This is a genomic window from Microcoleus anatoxicus, assembly GCF_042465725.1.
In the GTDB taxonomy this organism is placed as follows: Bacteria; Cyanobacteriota; Cyanobacteriia; order Cyanobacteriales; family Microcoleaceae; genus Microcoleus; species Microcoleus anatoxicus.
The window spans coordinates 5,680,995-5,695,347 of the sequence record NZ_CP120853.1 but is presented as its reverse complement, the minus strand read 5'-3'; the positions used below and the strand labels follow the sequence as shown (position 1 = coordinate 5,695,347).

The following is a 14,353-nucleotide window of genomic DNA, read 5'->3' as shown; positions in this document are numbered from 1 at the left end:
AAAGAGGGTTATTCCCTCTTTTTTATAACAGTGAATCGGATTTATTCTACAGTCGCCGGAGGTATTTCTGTCTCTACCTCTAATGTGGCTTCCGGTGTGGCTTCCGTTACTGCTGCGGGTATTTCTTCCGGCAAATCTTCTTCCATTGCTGATGGTATGTCTTCGAGTATTTCATCGGAGAGTTCATCAGAATCGATCGCATCTACAGGAATTTCCATGCTAGCTTTAGCTTGTTTTTGAGCTAGCATTTTTTCACGGAACTTGGCTGCCATTTCTTCAGCTTTTTCGTATACCAATTCACGATTTTTGACCATCGCTCCTGGTTCCGGTTCCAATTGCTTGGTGGAGAGAGAAATCCGACCTCTCTCAGCATCCAAGTCAATGATCATTACTTTCACTTCGTCGTTGACATTAAACACGCTATGAGGCGTATCGATGTGATCGTGCGAAATTTCGGAGATGTGCAACAAGCCGCTGACTCCGCCGATGTCGATAAAAGCACCGTAGGGCTTGATACCACGCACAGTACCGATGACCACTTCTCCAACTTCGAGGCGGTTCATCTTGCGTTCCACTAAGGCGCGACGGTGGCTTAAGACTAAGCGGTTACGGTCTTCGTCTACCTCTAAGAATTTTAATGGCAATTCTTCAGCAACTAATTCTTCTTTTGGTTTGCGGGTGCTGATGTGAGAACCGGGAATGAAGCCTCGCAACCCTTCTATTCTCACCAGTGCACCACCACGGTTAGTGGCAAAAACTTGCGATCGCACTGTGGCATCTTCTGCTTGCAGTTGTCGAACTCTTTCCCAGGCCCGCATATACTCAATGCGTCGGATAGACAGGGTTAATTGCCCGTCTTCATTTTCATCGGTGAGGATGAAAAATTCTCTGGTTTCGTTTGATTGCAATACCTCTTCAGGGCTTTCCACTCGATTGATCGACATTTCCTGAATCGGAATGTACGCTGCTGTTTTAGCACCGATATCAATCAGAGCACCCCTCGGTTCTATACTAAAAACTGTACCCGCTACTACATCGCCAGGGCTAAAGTGATAGTCATATTTATCAAGTAGGGCCGCAAAATCCTCGTGAGTAAAGCCGATATCTTTGACAGTGGTTTTGAGATTGACCATGCGAATAATTTCCTAGGATTTCTCTCCTTCATGTTTTTCATTTGTGCAGGCAGATATTAGAGATTTTGGTAAAAAAGGAGTTAACTTTTTGCAAAATCTTTTACGAAAGTCAGTTTTTGCCAACTTTTGCCCGGTGCAACCGCACACAGGCGCTTGCCATTGCTCTTAATTTCAACTCTATGTTAAAGCGTTTGATTTTTAACATTCAGAGTCCAGTAGACAATTATAACTTACCCGCCTACTGCTTTCAAATTAATTTAGACCACGACACGGCAGTGCCCAAGGAGTGTCAACTTAAGCTGTGGGCCCGCCAAGTCCGCCCGTCATCCCGCCAGTCCGACAGGGGTTGAAACCCCTGTCTAATAGAAGACAGTCCTCTCAAAGAGGACGGCAGGAGTTGAAAATTCTTCTCTTGAGTCCTCTTGAGAGGACTTGCGCTTTGAGACAGGGAATTCATTCCCTGTCGGACTCGCGGGCCCACTAAAGGACTTGGCGGACTGGCAGCTTAAGTTGACACTAATGGGCATTGCCGTGTCCTCAGATAATTTTAGGGTAGGGACACGGCACTGCCGTCTCCTAATTTCGGCTACTAATAATTCCGATGCTACCGGAATTGATATCATCCACTTCCGACAAATCTGGGTCATTTTCGGACGGACTTTCTGGACACAAAGCTGCATCGAGCGGACTCTGAAGGTGATTTAGGGTCTCCACAAAATCTCGAATCCCTCGAAACTGCCGATATACGGAGGCAAAACGGACATAAGCAACTTCGCTCAGTGGCCGCAGATGTAATAATACTAATTCTCCAATGTCCGAGCTGGTGACTTCCCGGAGCGATCGACCTTGAAGCCCGGCCTCAATTTCTTCTGCGAGAGTTTCAAGTTGCCCAGAAGACAAACCCGTTTTTTCGCAGGCTCTAACCAGTCCCCTGACTAACTTGGACCGATCGAAAGATTCGCGTTTACCGTCCCGTTTGATCACCGTAATCGGCACAAATTCTATACGTTCGTAAGTTGTGAAGCGATGCTGACAATTCAGACACTCGCGTCGCCGCCGAATACTTTGACCAGATTCGGCTGAACGCGATTCGAGAACGCGACTATTGGTATGTTGACAGGAGGAACAGCGCATGATTGCTGATTTTTACAGGCGTTGCCATAAAATCGCAATTCATCTGACTCTGGTGGGGTCAGATGAATTGCTGGACTAGAAATATCGATCGGCTTATTTACCAATGCGGGGAGGTTCCCGGAAGGCGATCGCAAAAAATAGTACACCTAATGCCAAAGCCAGAATCAAAATGTAAGCAACGCTTTCCATGTTAAATTTTCCCTATCTTCCCTTGCAGTTTTATTTTATCTCAATTATCGTTCCTTTTCTTGCTAAATAAAAAAACCCGGTTTCTTCAAGAAACCGGGTTTTTGCAACACCGGGAAAAATTCCCGGTGTCCAATAGTGAGAGAAACCTAGATAGATTCTTCTCTTCTTGTCGTTACGTCGCCCAACTTTTGGAACAAGCCCCACTCGACTTGTTCTTCCATGTCAGCTTCAACTCCAGCAAACACGTCGCGGAAGATTGTCCGAGAACCGTGCCAAATGTGGCCGAAGAAGAACAGCAAAGCAAAGCAAGCGTGTCCAAAAGTGAACCAACCACGAGTAGAAGTACGGAAAACCCCGTCAGACTTCAAAGTTTCGCGATCGAATTCAAATACCTCACCCTTTTGGGCGGCGCGAGCAAACTTCTTAACATCCAAAGGACTGCTAAAGGTTTGACCGTTATATTCGCCACCGTAGAAAGTGACAGTAACTCCACTTTGTTCAAAGCTGTATTTAGATTCAGCACGACGGAAGGGAATGTCAGCGCGAACGATGCCATCTTTGTCGGTCAAAATCACAGGGAAAGTTTCAAAGAAGTTGGGGAGACGGCGAACCGACAATACCCGACCTTCGCTGTCAGTAAATACTGGATGGCCCAGCCAAGATTTAGCAATACCGTCGCCATTAACCATCGCGCCGGCGCGGAACAAACCACCTTTAGCAGGAGAGTTGCCCACGTAGTCGTAGAAAGCCAATTTTTCCGGAATTTTCTCGTAAGCTTCTTGGAAACTAGCGCCACCGGCTAAACTAGCTTGGGCTCGGCGATCGATTTCTTGTTGGAAGTAGCCGCCATCCCACTGATAGCGAGTCGGGCCAAAAAGTTCGATCGGAGTAGCAGCCGAACCGTACCACATGGTACCAGCCACCACAAAAGCTGCAAAGAACACAGCAGCGATACTGCTAGAAAGCACAGTTTCGATATTCCCCATCCGCAGAGCTTTGTAAAGCCGTTCCGGTGGGCGCACGGTCAAGTGGAACAAACCAGCAATCACGCCGACTACACCCGCTGCAATGTGGTGAGCCACGATGCCACCTGGATTGAACGGATCGAAGCCTTCAGGGCCCCAGGCAGGAGCCACTGGTTGGACGTGACCGGTCAGACCGTAGGGGTCAGAAACCCACATTCCAGGTCCGAAGAGTCCAGACAGGTGAAAAGCACCAAAGCCGAAGCAAAGTAAGCCAGAGAGGAACAAGTGAATGCCAAACATTTTTGGCAAATCGAGGGCGGGTTCGCCAGTGCGGGGGTCTCTGAAGAGTTCCAAGTCCCAAAATACCCAGTGCCAGACTGCTGCTAAAAACAGCAAGCCAGAGAGGATGATGTGGGCAGCGGCGACGCCTTCAAAGGACCAGTAGCCCGGATCGACGTTACCTTCGCCCGTAATGCTCCAACCACCCCAAGAACCGGTGACTCCTAAACGAGTCATAAAGGGTAGCACGAACATCCCTTGACGCCACATGGGGTTGAGAACTGGGTCTGTGGGATCGAAAACTGCTAATTCGTAAAGGGCCATTGAGCCGGCCCAGCCTGCCACGAGGGCTGTGTGCATTAAGTGTACAGAAATCAATCGGCCTGGGTCATTTAAGACGACTGTGTGTACGCGATACCAGGGTAATCCCATTGACTGCGTTGCTCCAATGTGTAAGTGATGATGTCTATTTTGAATCAAAAATCAGATTTTAATTCCTGAGCAGTTACCTGCGGGCTTTAAATCCTGCTTTTTGCCTTCTGCTTTCTGCCTTCGAGAATGGAGGCGTAAAAATGAAAGTTATTTAACGAAGTGTATCGAGTCTTAGAACCGATTGCAATATGTCGGCCTGACATTCATTGGGAGTTGCCGATTTGACAGTTGGCGGAAATAGTCCCAAGGCGATCGATTACTTGCTCGGCATCGATGAGTCTGGTCAGTACGACACTGCCGATATTTTTGGCGGGATCGGTATTGTCTGGAGGGACTGTCGGTTTAACCTCTACCATGAGTACGGCATCTTCTACGCGGTAGAGCCACATTTTTTCCTTTTGGTCCCAGAGGCAGACGTTAAGTTGTGTAATGTCTGGTTGGCGTCTCCAGCCGGCATCTGTCCACAAACCACCTACTCCCCAGACGCGCCCGATCGTCCAACCGTCGGATAAGAAGAAATATTTCACTTGTGTACGCTTGAGATTTTGTTGTCTAACATAGCGCAAAATTGCCACAGTACGGAATTGTTGAACCGCGAAGACGCTTATGCCACGAAGGAAGAGGAGAGAAGAATATGAGTTACTGTCTTTGGCTGGTCGTAGCCCTCCAGGCCTACAATTCAACTGCACTTTGCTCAAGCATGACCGCAGACAATTTATTAGTTATCAAAAAATTGGGTTGAAAACCCCGTCCTTAAGGACGGCTTTAATTCTTTGGTAGATTTTACCGAGCCTGTTAGAATGGAATAGTAAAACAAAGGACAAAGAATGAAAGCAAGATTCCAATACAGATTCTATCCTACCACTCAACAACGCCAAAGTTTAGCGCAGTTGTTTGGTTGCGTGAGAGTTGTTTGGAATGATGCCTTAACTCAAAGCAAGTCAGGCAACTATCCAGGCTACAATACTCTATCCAAATCTCTAACTCTATCTAAAAAGACAGAAGAGAGAGCCTGGTTAAACGATGTATCATCCGTGCCATTACAGCAATCCCTCAAACAATTAGATGTTGCTTACAAAAACTATTTTCACTCTCTAAAAGGGAAAAGGAAAGGCAAAAAAGTCGGTCAACCCAGGTTCAAAAAAAAGACTAACAGTCAATCTGCAACTTTTGTCAAATCGGGTTTTTCTATCAAAGGTGAGTCCGTCTATCTGGCAAAAATCGGAAATATTAGTCCTATTTGGTCTAGACAACTGCCGTCAGATCCTAGCTCTGTCACAGCAATCAAAGATTGTGCGAACCGTTATTTCCTGAGCTTTGTTGTAGAGATTAATTCCGATATTGTCGAAGCTAAAAACCACAGCATCGGCATCGATCTGGGCATTAAAACCTTTGCAGTGATGAGTGATGGAACATCAGCTAAAAGTCCAAAATACAAACAGTTAGACCGAAAAATTCGCAGACTGCAACGCAAGTTGGCAAGGCAGCCCAAGGACTCAAAACGCCGAAATAAAACTCGGATTAAAATAGCCAAACTGCACAATAAAATTGCAGACACCCGTAAAGACTTTTTGCACAAACTGTCAACCAAAATAGTTAGGGATAACCAAGTAATTGTTTTGGAAGACTTGAATGTATCTGGCATGGTCAAAAACCGCAAACTTGCCAGGGTGATTAGCCAACAGGGATGGTACGAGTTTAGGGCTTTGTGCGAGCGTCAGTCTGAAAAGTTTGGTAGAGAGTTTAGGGTAATTAGTCGCTGGGAACCAACAAGTCAAATCTGTTCAAATTGCGGTTTTAAATGGGGGAAATTGGATTTAAAAATCCGCTCGGTTCAATGCTTGAATTGTGGCATCGAACACGATCGCGATGAGAATGCAGCCAAGAATATAAACAAAGTCGGGATAGGGCATTGCCACGACTTTAAACGGACACAGAGAGAAGGTAAGACCACTTGTGGCACATCTCGGTGAAGTGTCAAGAATCCCCGCGCGTTCACGCCGGGGAGTATGTCAAAACTAGAGATTTACAGCGGTCATGCGAAAGCCCCTACGAATATATAGCAATCCTAAATCATTTGTGAATTTCTTACTCCCGGACCTTCATAAGGTCCGGGTTGGGGTGGGGTAAAAAACTTTACGACTCCTGCAAGGACTGCTATATTTGCAAAACTGAGGTGCACCCAGTTTTTTTACGTCCCTTATTGATAGGAACACCAGTCACTCCAGCTACCTGGATAAAGTTTAGCATGGGGAATTCCGGCTATTTCTAAAGACAATAAGTTCACGCAAGCTGTTACCCCGGAACCGCAATAAACCATAATTTCTTCGGCGGTGGCTAATTCTGTCCAAAGTTGCTTTTGTTCGGAAGTCGATCGCACTTTTCCTGTCTCATCTGTCACCTGTTGCCAAGGATAGTTGACAGCACCGGGAATGTGGCCTGCAATGGGGTCGATCGGCTCCCGGAGGCCAAGATATCGCTCGTTCTCCCGCGAATCAACCAAAACCTTTCCCGGCAAGTCTTTTAGTGCTTTTACGGCCTCAATATCCACAATCAGGTCCGATCGCAATTGGGGAACAAATTTACCCTCAAGAGGTTTTGGCAAAACATTTGTCACCGGATATCTGGCCGCTTTCCAGCCACTGAAACCCCCATCTAACAAGGCTACTTTACTGTGTCCCATATATCGCAGCAGCCACCACAACCGAGCCGCAAAAGCCAACCGCGAATCGTCATAGGCTACAACTAAAGTTTCTGGGGAATCAATGCCAATAGCACTCAATTTTTCGGCTAATTCTGTAATATTTGGCAGCGGATGTCTGCCACCATGTTTTTCAACTGGACTAGCGAGGTCTTGGTTTAAATCTAAATAAAAAGCTCCGGGAATGTGACTTTCTTGATATTGTTTTTGTCCCAATTCTGGTTCGGCTAGAGAAAACCGACAGTCAATAATTACAACTTGCTGATTTTCGGTATTGCCGGCTAACCATTCAGGATTAACTATTAAATTGGTGTCTGTCATATTGATTTAAAAATTACTGTGTTTGAACGGTGATAAGTTGGAACATCTCTAGAAAACAAGCTGCTTTTTTCATCACCTTATTTTTCAGGATTAGATTTCCTATTTGCTTTTTCATTAGATTCTTTTTCGGAATTGGATTTTTTAGTTGATTTTTCCGTGGCTTCTTTTTCCGAATTTGACTTTTTATTTGATTTTTCAGTGGCTTCTTTTTCGGAATTGGATTTTTTAGTTGATTTTTCAGTGGCTTCCTTTTCGGAATTTGACTTTTTATTTGACTTTTCTGCTGATTCTTTTTCACCCGTGGCTGTTGTGGGAGTTGGGGAAGGCAGAGTTACTGCTGATTCTTGAGCATAAATCAGATATTTCTGATACTCAGCTACTTTTGTCTGAGCTAGTTCATGATGAGGACTTGATGGGGGTACTCTTCTCATCAAAGAGATGGCTTCTTGCCAGTTATTGGCAACTAAATTCCATTCCTCTTTGGTTTTGGCACCTCGTCCTAATTCTGCTGCTTTTACTGCACTGTTAACTGCCTCTCGAAAAGAATCTGGTACTGTTGCTACAGTCGGTGTTTCCTCTAGATTTTTGCCCGCAGTTGCTGCTGGCTCGTTTAAAAGTTTACCAACAAAGGCTACGACTGCGATCGCCAATATACCTGTCACCATCCCAACTACCATGAAAGTCGATCGCAGTCTATTCTCTAATTCTTTCATTTCCGGCGGTGTCGCCTCCATATTTTTCGCAGTTTCCATGAGGTTTTCCTGATTAGCAACTATTGTATTTGTCAAGGATTTTTCAGGATTATTTTCTTGAGCAATACTTGGGTGTTCTAAAATAAATTCTTGACTCCAATCAGACACAGCCTGACCAATTTCTCGACCCTCAACTTTCACCAAGCGAATCGATTTTGGCTGCAAATCGGTTAATTCCTTGCGGACAAAATCTACTGATGTATCTGGTGCAGGTACGGGCGAAGCATCCAGAAATACTTCCAAATAATCGCCCTTGAGATTAACTGTCACTGTGATGTCTTCAGATTGTAACTGACTCTGGAGCCAAGAGGCGATCGCCTCCGGATTTCCCTGTTTGGCAAGTTCCTGAAAATTAAGCTCTGTCATAGCTGAACACCTGATTTTTGGATAATTGATTCGCTATCACTCAATTTATTTTCGGGATTACTTTCATCCCGTCACTCATTCCGTAAACGGATAGAGTGTGGGACTTCCCCTTCCTATAGGTGAAAATTTTTGTTGATGTTAAAGCACAATAATTCAAATTTCACAAACAGTATAATCCACAAGTGTCGAAAGTAGCGAGATCGATTGAAAATTTAGGAGTCAAGGATTGGGGATGGGAGTTTTGAAGGCTGCGAGTCTACGGATCGATCCGGTGGCTTTCCGATATTTCCCTATCCCGGTAGATTTTTCCCTCTCCTATGGGGTACATCTGTGTTTTGCAAATATATTCGTAGGGGTGAAGCATTCCCGCTGTAAATCTCTGGTTATCACTAATAAATTGTCGGCCGGAATGCTTCACCCATACAAAATTGGGATACTCCCCTCCTATGGAACTCAACAGGAGTGTGGTGGTGCACAGCCAAGCTGCTTAAGCCACCTAGGCTGAGTAGTCGCTGACATCCGTTGATAAAAAATATCGCCCGAAGGAATTTTACCTTTGAGATTTGAGATTAAAAAATTGTGCCCTCGCAGTACAATTGACCGATGGCTGGCGATCGGTGAGCAACGGCTAAAAAAAACAGCAGATCCAGAACCCCTAATTCTGAAACAAGTCGGAGACAGGAGATGGCGATCGGATTTGATGTTTTATTAGAGCGACCTACCTATCATCAGCCAAAATGTTTAACACATACTAGATTAATCGATCGCAAAATGATAGCAATAGCAATCTTAGCGGCTGGACGAGGCACGCGCATGAAATCCGAATTGCCCAAAGTTTTACAAGAATTGGGCGGTCGAACTCTAGTTGAGCGAGTCCTCAACAGTTGTCAAGAAATTGAAATTTCCCGGCGACTGGTTATCGTGGGTTATCGCAGCGAACTGGTTAAAAAAGTGCTCCTAGGAAATCCAGAATTAGAACCGGAAAATGCTGAATTGCCACCCTTAGAATTTGTCGAACAAACTGAACAATTAGGAACCGGTCACGCCATTCAACAACTACTGCCTCATTTACAGGGATTTACGGGAGATTTACTGGTTTTAAATGGCGATGTGCCTTTGTTGCGATCGCAAACCCTCAAAGAATTAGTAGAAACTCACCAAAAACACCAAAATTCGGCTACTTTGTTAACAGCTAATTTGGCGAATCCTCAAGGATACGGTCGAGTGTTTACAGATAGTCACAACTTGGTCACAGAAATTATAGAAGACCGCGATTGCACAACCGCTCAAAAACAAAATTGCCGGATTAATGCAGGTGTTTATTGTTTTCACTGGCCTCATTTGGAAAAAGTCTTGCCTCAATTGAAGGCAGACAATAACCAACAAGAATATTACCTTACTGATACGGTGAAATACATGGCACCGGTGATGGCGATGGATGTAGCAGACGAGCGGGAAATATTGGGCATTAACGATCGCAAACACTTAGCCACACTGGCAGATATTTTGCAAATGCGGATCAAGGACAAGTGGATGGCTGCGGGAGTAACCCTGATCGACCCGAATAGCATTACCATCGATGATACCGTAGAGTTGCAACCGGATGTGATCCTGGAACCACAAACCCATTTACGAGGTAAAACTTCCATTGCTAGTGGTAGTCGCATCGGTCCAGGCAGTTTGATTGAAAACAGTCAAATTGGTAAAAATGCAACTGTACTTTATGCCGTAGTTTCTGATAGTATTGTATCTGATAATTCACGGATTGGACCCTACGCACATTTGCGTGGTCATGCAGAAGTTGGCGCGAATTGTCGGGTGGGAAATTTTGTAGAATTGAAAAATACTCAAATAGGCGATCGCACAAATGTTGCTCACTTATCTTATTTAGGCGACGCGACTTTAGGAGAGAAAGTCAATATCGGTGCGGGGACAATCACCGCCAATTATGACGGAGTGAAGAAGCACAAAACTCAGATAGGCGATCGGACCAAAACAGGTTCTAATAGTGTCCTGGTCGCACCAATTATTCTGGGAGAAGATGTTACCGTGGCGGCGGGTTCTGTGGTGACGGAAGATGTGCCCAATGATTGTTTAGTAGTTGCCCGTTCCCGGCAAGTTGTCAAACCTGGTTGGAAGCTCCCAGAATAGGCTGAGAAACTGTTACTAAAATTCTACCCAGTTCTCGACAAATTATCCAGATTTTCAACATCTAACACTCACCTTGGCGCTTTGTTCATTGGTCCGGCTCAGTTTCGCGGTGCCGGACCATTTTACCCTTCGACTACGTGGTGGTAGGCGCGATCGTTGCGTCGAAGGGCCCTTCGACTGGGTTTATGCCATCGTTGCTCTTGTATTTGAAAAGAACCGAAAGTAAATTAGGCTTTACATAATTGGCACTTACGTGTTAGTATAAGTAAATCTGTGCGAAAGTGAGAGCGATCGCAACCTCTAAGGCTTTTAGATTGGACAATCCGAAATCTCAAATCCTAACTTCAAGATCGATCGGGGGAATTAGCTCAGTTGGTAGAGCGCTGCGATCGCACCGCAGAGGCCAGCGGTTCGAGTCCGCTATTCTCCATAAATTTACCTTCAATATTTCAACTTGTTGCTTCTGACTTGTGAGTGATTCCTGGTACGAGAGATTTTGTATCGCAACATACAACATCCCTGGGAACCCAGGATTAATATAGAGCCGCGATGTGATAGGATTTTTACTCGTCTAACTTATAAAAATTTCGCCCTCAAACCCTAGAAATAGGGATATTAAGGGTGAAAATTGTCAAAAATCCCCGCCTTAGCGTCACCGGGAAGTGTCAAATATTCAGGAGTAACCAAAAAAAATGACTAAGCGATTCGATCGGCGGAAGTTTCTTTTATACAGTTCTGCAACTCTCACATCCAGTTTATTTCTAAAAGCTTGTAGAACACCAAGCCCAACAGCAACTCCAGAAGCTTCAGCTTCTCCCACTAGCACACCAGGTTCGCCAGCCAGCAGCGGCAACACCATCAAAGTAGGTATTTTGCACTCATTAAGCGGCACCATGTCAATTAGTGAAAATAGTGTGGTCGATGCTGAAAAATTAGCAATTGAAGAAATCAATAAAGCTGGTGGTGTCCTCGGAAAACAAATAGAAGCAGTAGTTGAAGACGGCAATTCAGACTGGCCAACTTTTGCCGAAAAAGCCAAAAAATTGATCGACCAAGACAAAGTTGTCACTGTCTTCGGCTGCTGGACTTCCGCCAGTCGCAAAGCAGTATTGCCAGTCTTTGAAGAAAAAAATCATATGCTGTGGTATCCCGTACAATACGAGGGTCAAGAGTGTTCCAAGAATATTTTTTATACTGGGGCAGCGCCAAACCAGCAGATCGAACCAGCAGTTGATTGGCTGCTAGAAAATAAAGGCAAAAAATTCTTTTTAGTGGGGTCAGACTACGTTTTTCCGCGCACCGCAAATACGATTATCAAAGCACAGCTAGCTGCCAAAGGTGGAGAATTAGTTGGGGAAGATTACATTCCCTTGGGTGGCACAGAAGTAACCCCAATTATTACCAAAATCAAGGCTGCTTTACCTGACGGTGGTGTCATTTTTAATTCCCTAAACGGCGACAGCAACGTGGCATTTTTCAAAGGCCTACAGGGTGCAGGTTTGGGACCGGATAAGTATCCGTCGATGTCGGTCAGTATTGCCGAAGAAGAAGTAAAGGCGATCGGTGTAGAATATCTCAAAGGTCACTATGCAGCCTGGAATTACTTCATGACTGTGGAATCTCCCGCAAATACAAAATTTGTGGAAGCTTTCAAGGCTAAATACGGCAAAGATAGAGTAACCAATGACCCGATGGAAGCCGCTTACATCATGGTTTACCTCTGGAAGCAAGCCGTCGAAAAAGCAGGGACAGCCGACGATTTAGACAAAGTGCGGGCGGCAGCTTTGGGTCAAACTTTTGACGCACCGGGAGGTAAAGTAACCCTGGAGACAAACCATCACCTATCGAAATTTGTGCGGTTAGGCGAAGTGAGAGAAGACGGTTTGTTTAAGATAGCTTTTGCTACCCCAGAAGCAGTGAAACCGATTCCTTGGAATCAATTTGTAGCAGAAACTAAAGGCTTTTCCTGCGATTGGTCTGACCCCGCCAAAGGAGGCAAATTTAAAGCCACCTAAGTAGGGAAATCCTAGGGATAGCTTGTGAATTTTACTAATATGTAGGTTTAGTAGCTGCGAGCTATTTGATACAACTTATAGATTGACTCTAGGCGATGCACTTTACTTGCGTCGCCCGGTTGTTTCTAACACCTATACACAGGAAATATAGCCTTTCTCAGTTAGGTGGGTACTAGGTAATCGGTAATGGGTAATGGGTAATGGGTAATGGGTAATGGGGAACCCCCCCTGACCCCAGGGCTGTTTCATTCTCTTGTAGGGGCGGTGCCTGTGAGTGCCCGCCCCCATCTCACCAGACACATACAAAATCGTGGACGAAGAGGGTAGGCACTCTTGGCACTACCCCTACAAAACGATGATTTATCTGAGAATGAAACAGCCCTGCCCCCCACCCCCCCCTGCCCCCCCCCAAGGGGGGATGGGGGATGGGGGATGGGGGATGGGGAAAGGGGGACGAAAGATCCGACTCTTGTCCCCCCCTTCTTAAGGGGGGCTAGGGGGGATCTGAGCCTAATCGTCAAACAACATTCTCTGACAAGGTTTGACGTTAAGTTGACACCAATGGGTAATGGGGACCCCCCAGCCCCCCCAGGGGGGGAAAGGTATAGGGCATGACTAATTACCAATTACCAATTACCTATTACCAATTACCAATTACCAATTACTTATTACCAATTCTCGATGTGAAATAGGTGACATAATTACAAATTACCTCTAAAGCCAAGATTTTATGTGAACAAATAAGAGGAAAACAAAGTGGAGATATTAGACGGTTTATTTAACGGGATTAGCATCGGTGCTGTTTTGCTGATTTCAGCCTTGGGATTAGCCATTATTTTCGGCCTGATGGGCGTGATTAATATGGCTCACGGTGAGTTAATGATGCTGGGCGCTTACACAACTTTTGTAGTGCAAAATGTATTCAAAGGTATCGGAGGATTTGCTTTTGAAACCTATATTTTATTTGCCCTCCCCTTAGCTTTTTTAGTGGCGGCACTGGTAGGATTAATTCTGGAACGCGGTGTGATTCGCTATTTGTATGGGCGACCGCTAGAAACTTTACTAGCAACTTGGGGTGTAAGTTTAATTTTACAGCAGTTTGTCCGCAGCGTCAGTGGGGTGCTCGTCGCTGGAATTGGGGTGTTTTGTTTACTGTTTTTTGGCGGTTTGCAGGTACTAAAACGTCGCCCAGATTTCGAGAGAGTTCGCAACGGAATTATCGCGATTCTTTTGCCTCTTTCTTTGGGTGTTTCTTGGGCGGTGAGTGCGTTTTTAGCTGAAACTTACAAACTGGCTGTCACTAAACCTTGGTTTGGTGCTCAAAATGTTGATGTGACAGCACCTGGATGGCTGCGGGGTGGCATACCTCTGGGCAATTTTCAGTTGCCCTATGCGCGACTTTTTATTATTGTGTTAACGGCGGTTTGTTTGGCGGGAATTTACTTATTTTTGCAAAAATCAGTGTGGGGTCTTCGGATTCGCTCTGTTACTCAAAATCGCAGCATGAGTGCTTGTTTGGGGATTCCTACGGAACAAGTAGACGCGCTGACTTTTGCTTTGGGTTCTGGTTTGGCTGGTGTTGCTGGCTGCGCGATTAGTTTGCTGGGTTCTGTCGGACCAAATACGGGGCAGAATTATGTGGTTGATACTTTTATGGTTGTGGTTGTGGGCGGTGTTGGTAAGATTGTGGGGACTGTGGTTGCTGCGATCGCGATCGGCACTGCAAATTACCTGATCGGTTCAGGAACCATAGCAACAATCTTGACTCCTATCAAGCCTTTAGCGGATTTCTTCACTTTTTTCGCCACCACCAGCATGGCAAAAGTAATGGTATTTGCCTTAATTATGGCTTTTCTACAAGTGCGGCCAGGAGGGATTTTCCCACAAAAAGGACGCACGGTGGAAAATTGAAAAT

The 14,353-nt window shown here is 45.3% G+C and carries 12 protein-coding genes and 1 tRNA gene; 6 read left to right on the top strand and 7 right to left on the bottom strand.

Going from position 1 to position 14,353, the window contains the following annotated elements; genetic code table 11:
* Window positions 1–41 precede the first annotated feature (41 nt).
* From P2A85_RS24760 to P2A85_RS24740, 5 genes are all read right to left on the bottom strand, one after another.
* On the bottom strand, window positions 42–1,133 hold the full coding sequence (locus P2A85_RS24760) for a 30S ribosomal protein S1 (protein WP_377476005.1): 1,092 nt from the start codon (window positions 1,131–1,133) through the stop codon (window positions 42–44).
* 576 nt (window positions 1,134–1,709) lie between these two features.
* The gene (gene nrdR, locus P2A85_RS24755; RefSeq protein WP_377476004.1) at window positions 1,710–2,267 is read right to left on the bottom strand and encodes a transcriptional regulator NrdR; all 558 of its coding nucleotides are present in this window, start codon (window positions 2,265–2,267) and stop codon (window positions 1,710–1,712) included.
* Between the two features lie 93 nt (window positions 2,268–2,360).
* On the bottom strand, window positions 2,361–2,456 hold the full coding sequence (locus tag P2A85_RS24750; RefSeq protein WP_083622085.1) for a photosystem II reaction center protein T: 96 nt from the start codon (window positions 2,454–2,456) through the stop codon (window positions 2,361–2,363).
* A 146-nt stretch (window positions 2,457–2,602) separates the two neighbouring features.
* On the bottom strand, window positions 2,603–4,132 hold the full coding sequence (gene psbB, locus P2A85_RS24745) for a photosystem II chlorophyll-binding protein CP47 (protein ID WP_340517992.1): 1,530 nt from the start codon (window positions 4,130–4,132) through the stop codon (window positions 2,603–2,605).
* Between the two features lie 203 nt (window positions 4,133–4,335).
* A complete protein-coding gene (locus P2A85_RS24740) occupies window positions 4,336–4,659 on the bottom strand; it encodes a hypothetical protein (RefSeq protein WP_377481692.1) in 324 nt (107 codons plus the stop codon).
* Window positions 4,660–4,959: 300 nt separating this feature from the next.
* Between P2A85_RS24740 and P2A85_RS24735 the strand changes: the two genes are divergently transcribed.
* Window positions 4,960–6,105, top strand: a complete 1,146-nt coding sequence (locus P2A85_RS24735; protein ID WP_377476003.1) for an RNA-guided endonuclease InsQ/TnpB family protein — start codon at window positions 4,960–4,962, stop codon at window positions 6,103–6,105.
* A gap of 227 nt (window positions 6,106–6,332) precedes the next feature.
* Here the strand turns inward: P2A85_RS24735 and P2A85_RS24730 are convergent, their stop codons facing one another.
* Together P2A85_RS24730 and P2A85_RS24725 are read right to left on the bottom strand one after the other, a co-directional pair.
* On the bottom strand, window positions 6,333–7,154 hold the full coding sequence (locus tag P2A85_RS24730) for a sulfurtransferase (protein WP_377476002.1): 822 nt from the start codon (window positions 7,152–7,154) through the stop codon (window positions 6,333–6,335).
* Window positions 7,155–7,231: 77 nt separating this feature from the next.
* Window positions 7,232–8,272: a hypothetical protein gene (locus P2A85_RS24725; protein ID WP_377476001.1), complete on the bottom strand. Its 1,041-nt coding sequence runs from the start codon at window positions 8,270–8,272 to the stop codon at window positions 7,232–7,234.
* Between the two features lie 556 nt (window positions 8,273–8,828).
* Between P2A85_RS24725 and P2A85_RS24720 the strand changes: the two genes are divergently transcribed.
* The 5 genes from P2A85_RS24720 to P2A85_RS24700 all read left to right on the top strand — a co-directional run bounded on the left by P2A85_RS24720 (window position 8,829) and on the right by P2A85_RS24700 (window position 14,349).
* Window positions 8,829–8,984, top strand: a complete 156-nt coding sequence (locus P2A85_RS24720) for a hypothetical protein (RefSeq protein ID WP_377476000.1) — start codon at window positions 8,829–8,831, stop codon at window positions 8,982–8,984.
* Window positions 8,985–9,043: 59 nt separating this feature from the next.
* A complete protein-coding gene (gene glmU / locus P2A85_RS24715; protein WP_377481689.1) occupies window positions 9,044–10,423 on the top strand; it encodes a bifunctional UDP-N-acetylglucosamine diphosphorylase/glucosamine-1-phosphate N-acetyltransferase GlmU in 1,380 nt (459 codons plus the stop codon).
* A 357-nt stretch (window positions 10,424–10,780) separates the two neighbouring features.
* A tRNA-Ala gene (locus tag P2A85_RS24710) sits at window positions 10,781–10,853 on the top strand.
* A gap of 262 nt (window positions 10,854–11,115) precedes the next feature.
* Window positions 11,116–12,438, top strand: a complete 1,323-nt coding sequence (urtA, locus tag P2A85_RS24705) for an urea ABC transporter substrate-binding protein (protein ID WP_377475998.1) — start codon at window positions 11,116–11,118, stop codon at window positions 12,436–12,438.
* Window positions 12,439–13,194: 756 nt separating this feature from the next.
* Window positions 13,195–14,349, top strand: coding sequence for a branched-chain amino acid ABC transporter permease (locus P2A85_RS24700; RefSeq protein WP_377475997.1), 1,155 nt, complete (start codon window positions 13,195–13,197; stop codon window positions 14,347–14,349).
* The last annotated feature ends 4 nt before the right edge of the window (window positions 14,350–14,353 follow it).

Bases quoted from the DNA above. Each gene is read 5' to 3' on its own strand.
- P2A85_RS24760 (WP_377476005.1), bottom strand. From the start codon at position 1,133: ATGGTCAATCTCAAAACCACTGTCAAAGATATCGGCTTTACTCACGAG.
- nrdR (WP_377476004.1), bottom strand. From the start codon at position 2,267: ATGCGCTGTTCCTCCTGTCAACATACCAATAGTCGCGTTCTCGAATCG.
- P2A85_RS24750 (WP_083622085.1), bottom strand. From the start codon at position 2,456: ATGGAAAGCGTTGCTTACATTTTGATTCTGGCTTTGGCATTAGGTGTA.
- psbB (WP_340517992.1), bottom strand. From the start codon at position 4,132: ATGGGATTACCCTGGTATCGCGTACACACAGTCGTCTTAAATGACCCA.
- P2A85_RS24735 (WP_377476003.1), top strand. From the start codon at position 4,960: ATGAAAGCAAGATTCCAATACAGATTCTATCCTACCACTCAACAACGC.
- P2A85_RS24730 (WP_377476002.1), bottom strand. From the start codon at position 7,154: ATGACAGACACCAATTTAATAGTTAATCCTGAATGGTTAGCCGGCAAT.
- P2A85_RS24725 (WP_377476001.1), bottom strand. From the start codon at position 8,272: ATGACAGAGCTTAATTTTCAGGAACTTGCCAAACAGGGAAATCCGGAG.
- glmU (WP_377481689.1), top strand. From the start codon at position 9,044: ATGATAGCAATAGCAATCTTAGCGGCTGGACGAGGCACGCGCATGAAA.
- urtA (WP_377475998.1), top strand. From the start codon at position 11,116: ATGACTAAGCGATTCGATCGGCGGAAGTTTCTTTTATACAGTTCTGCA.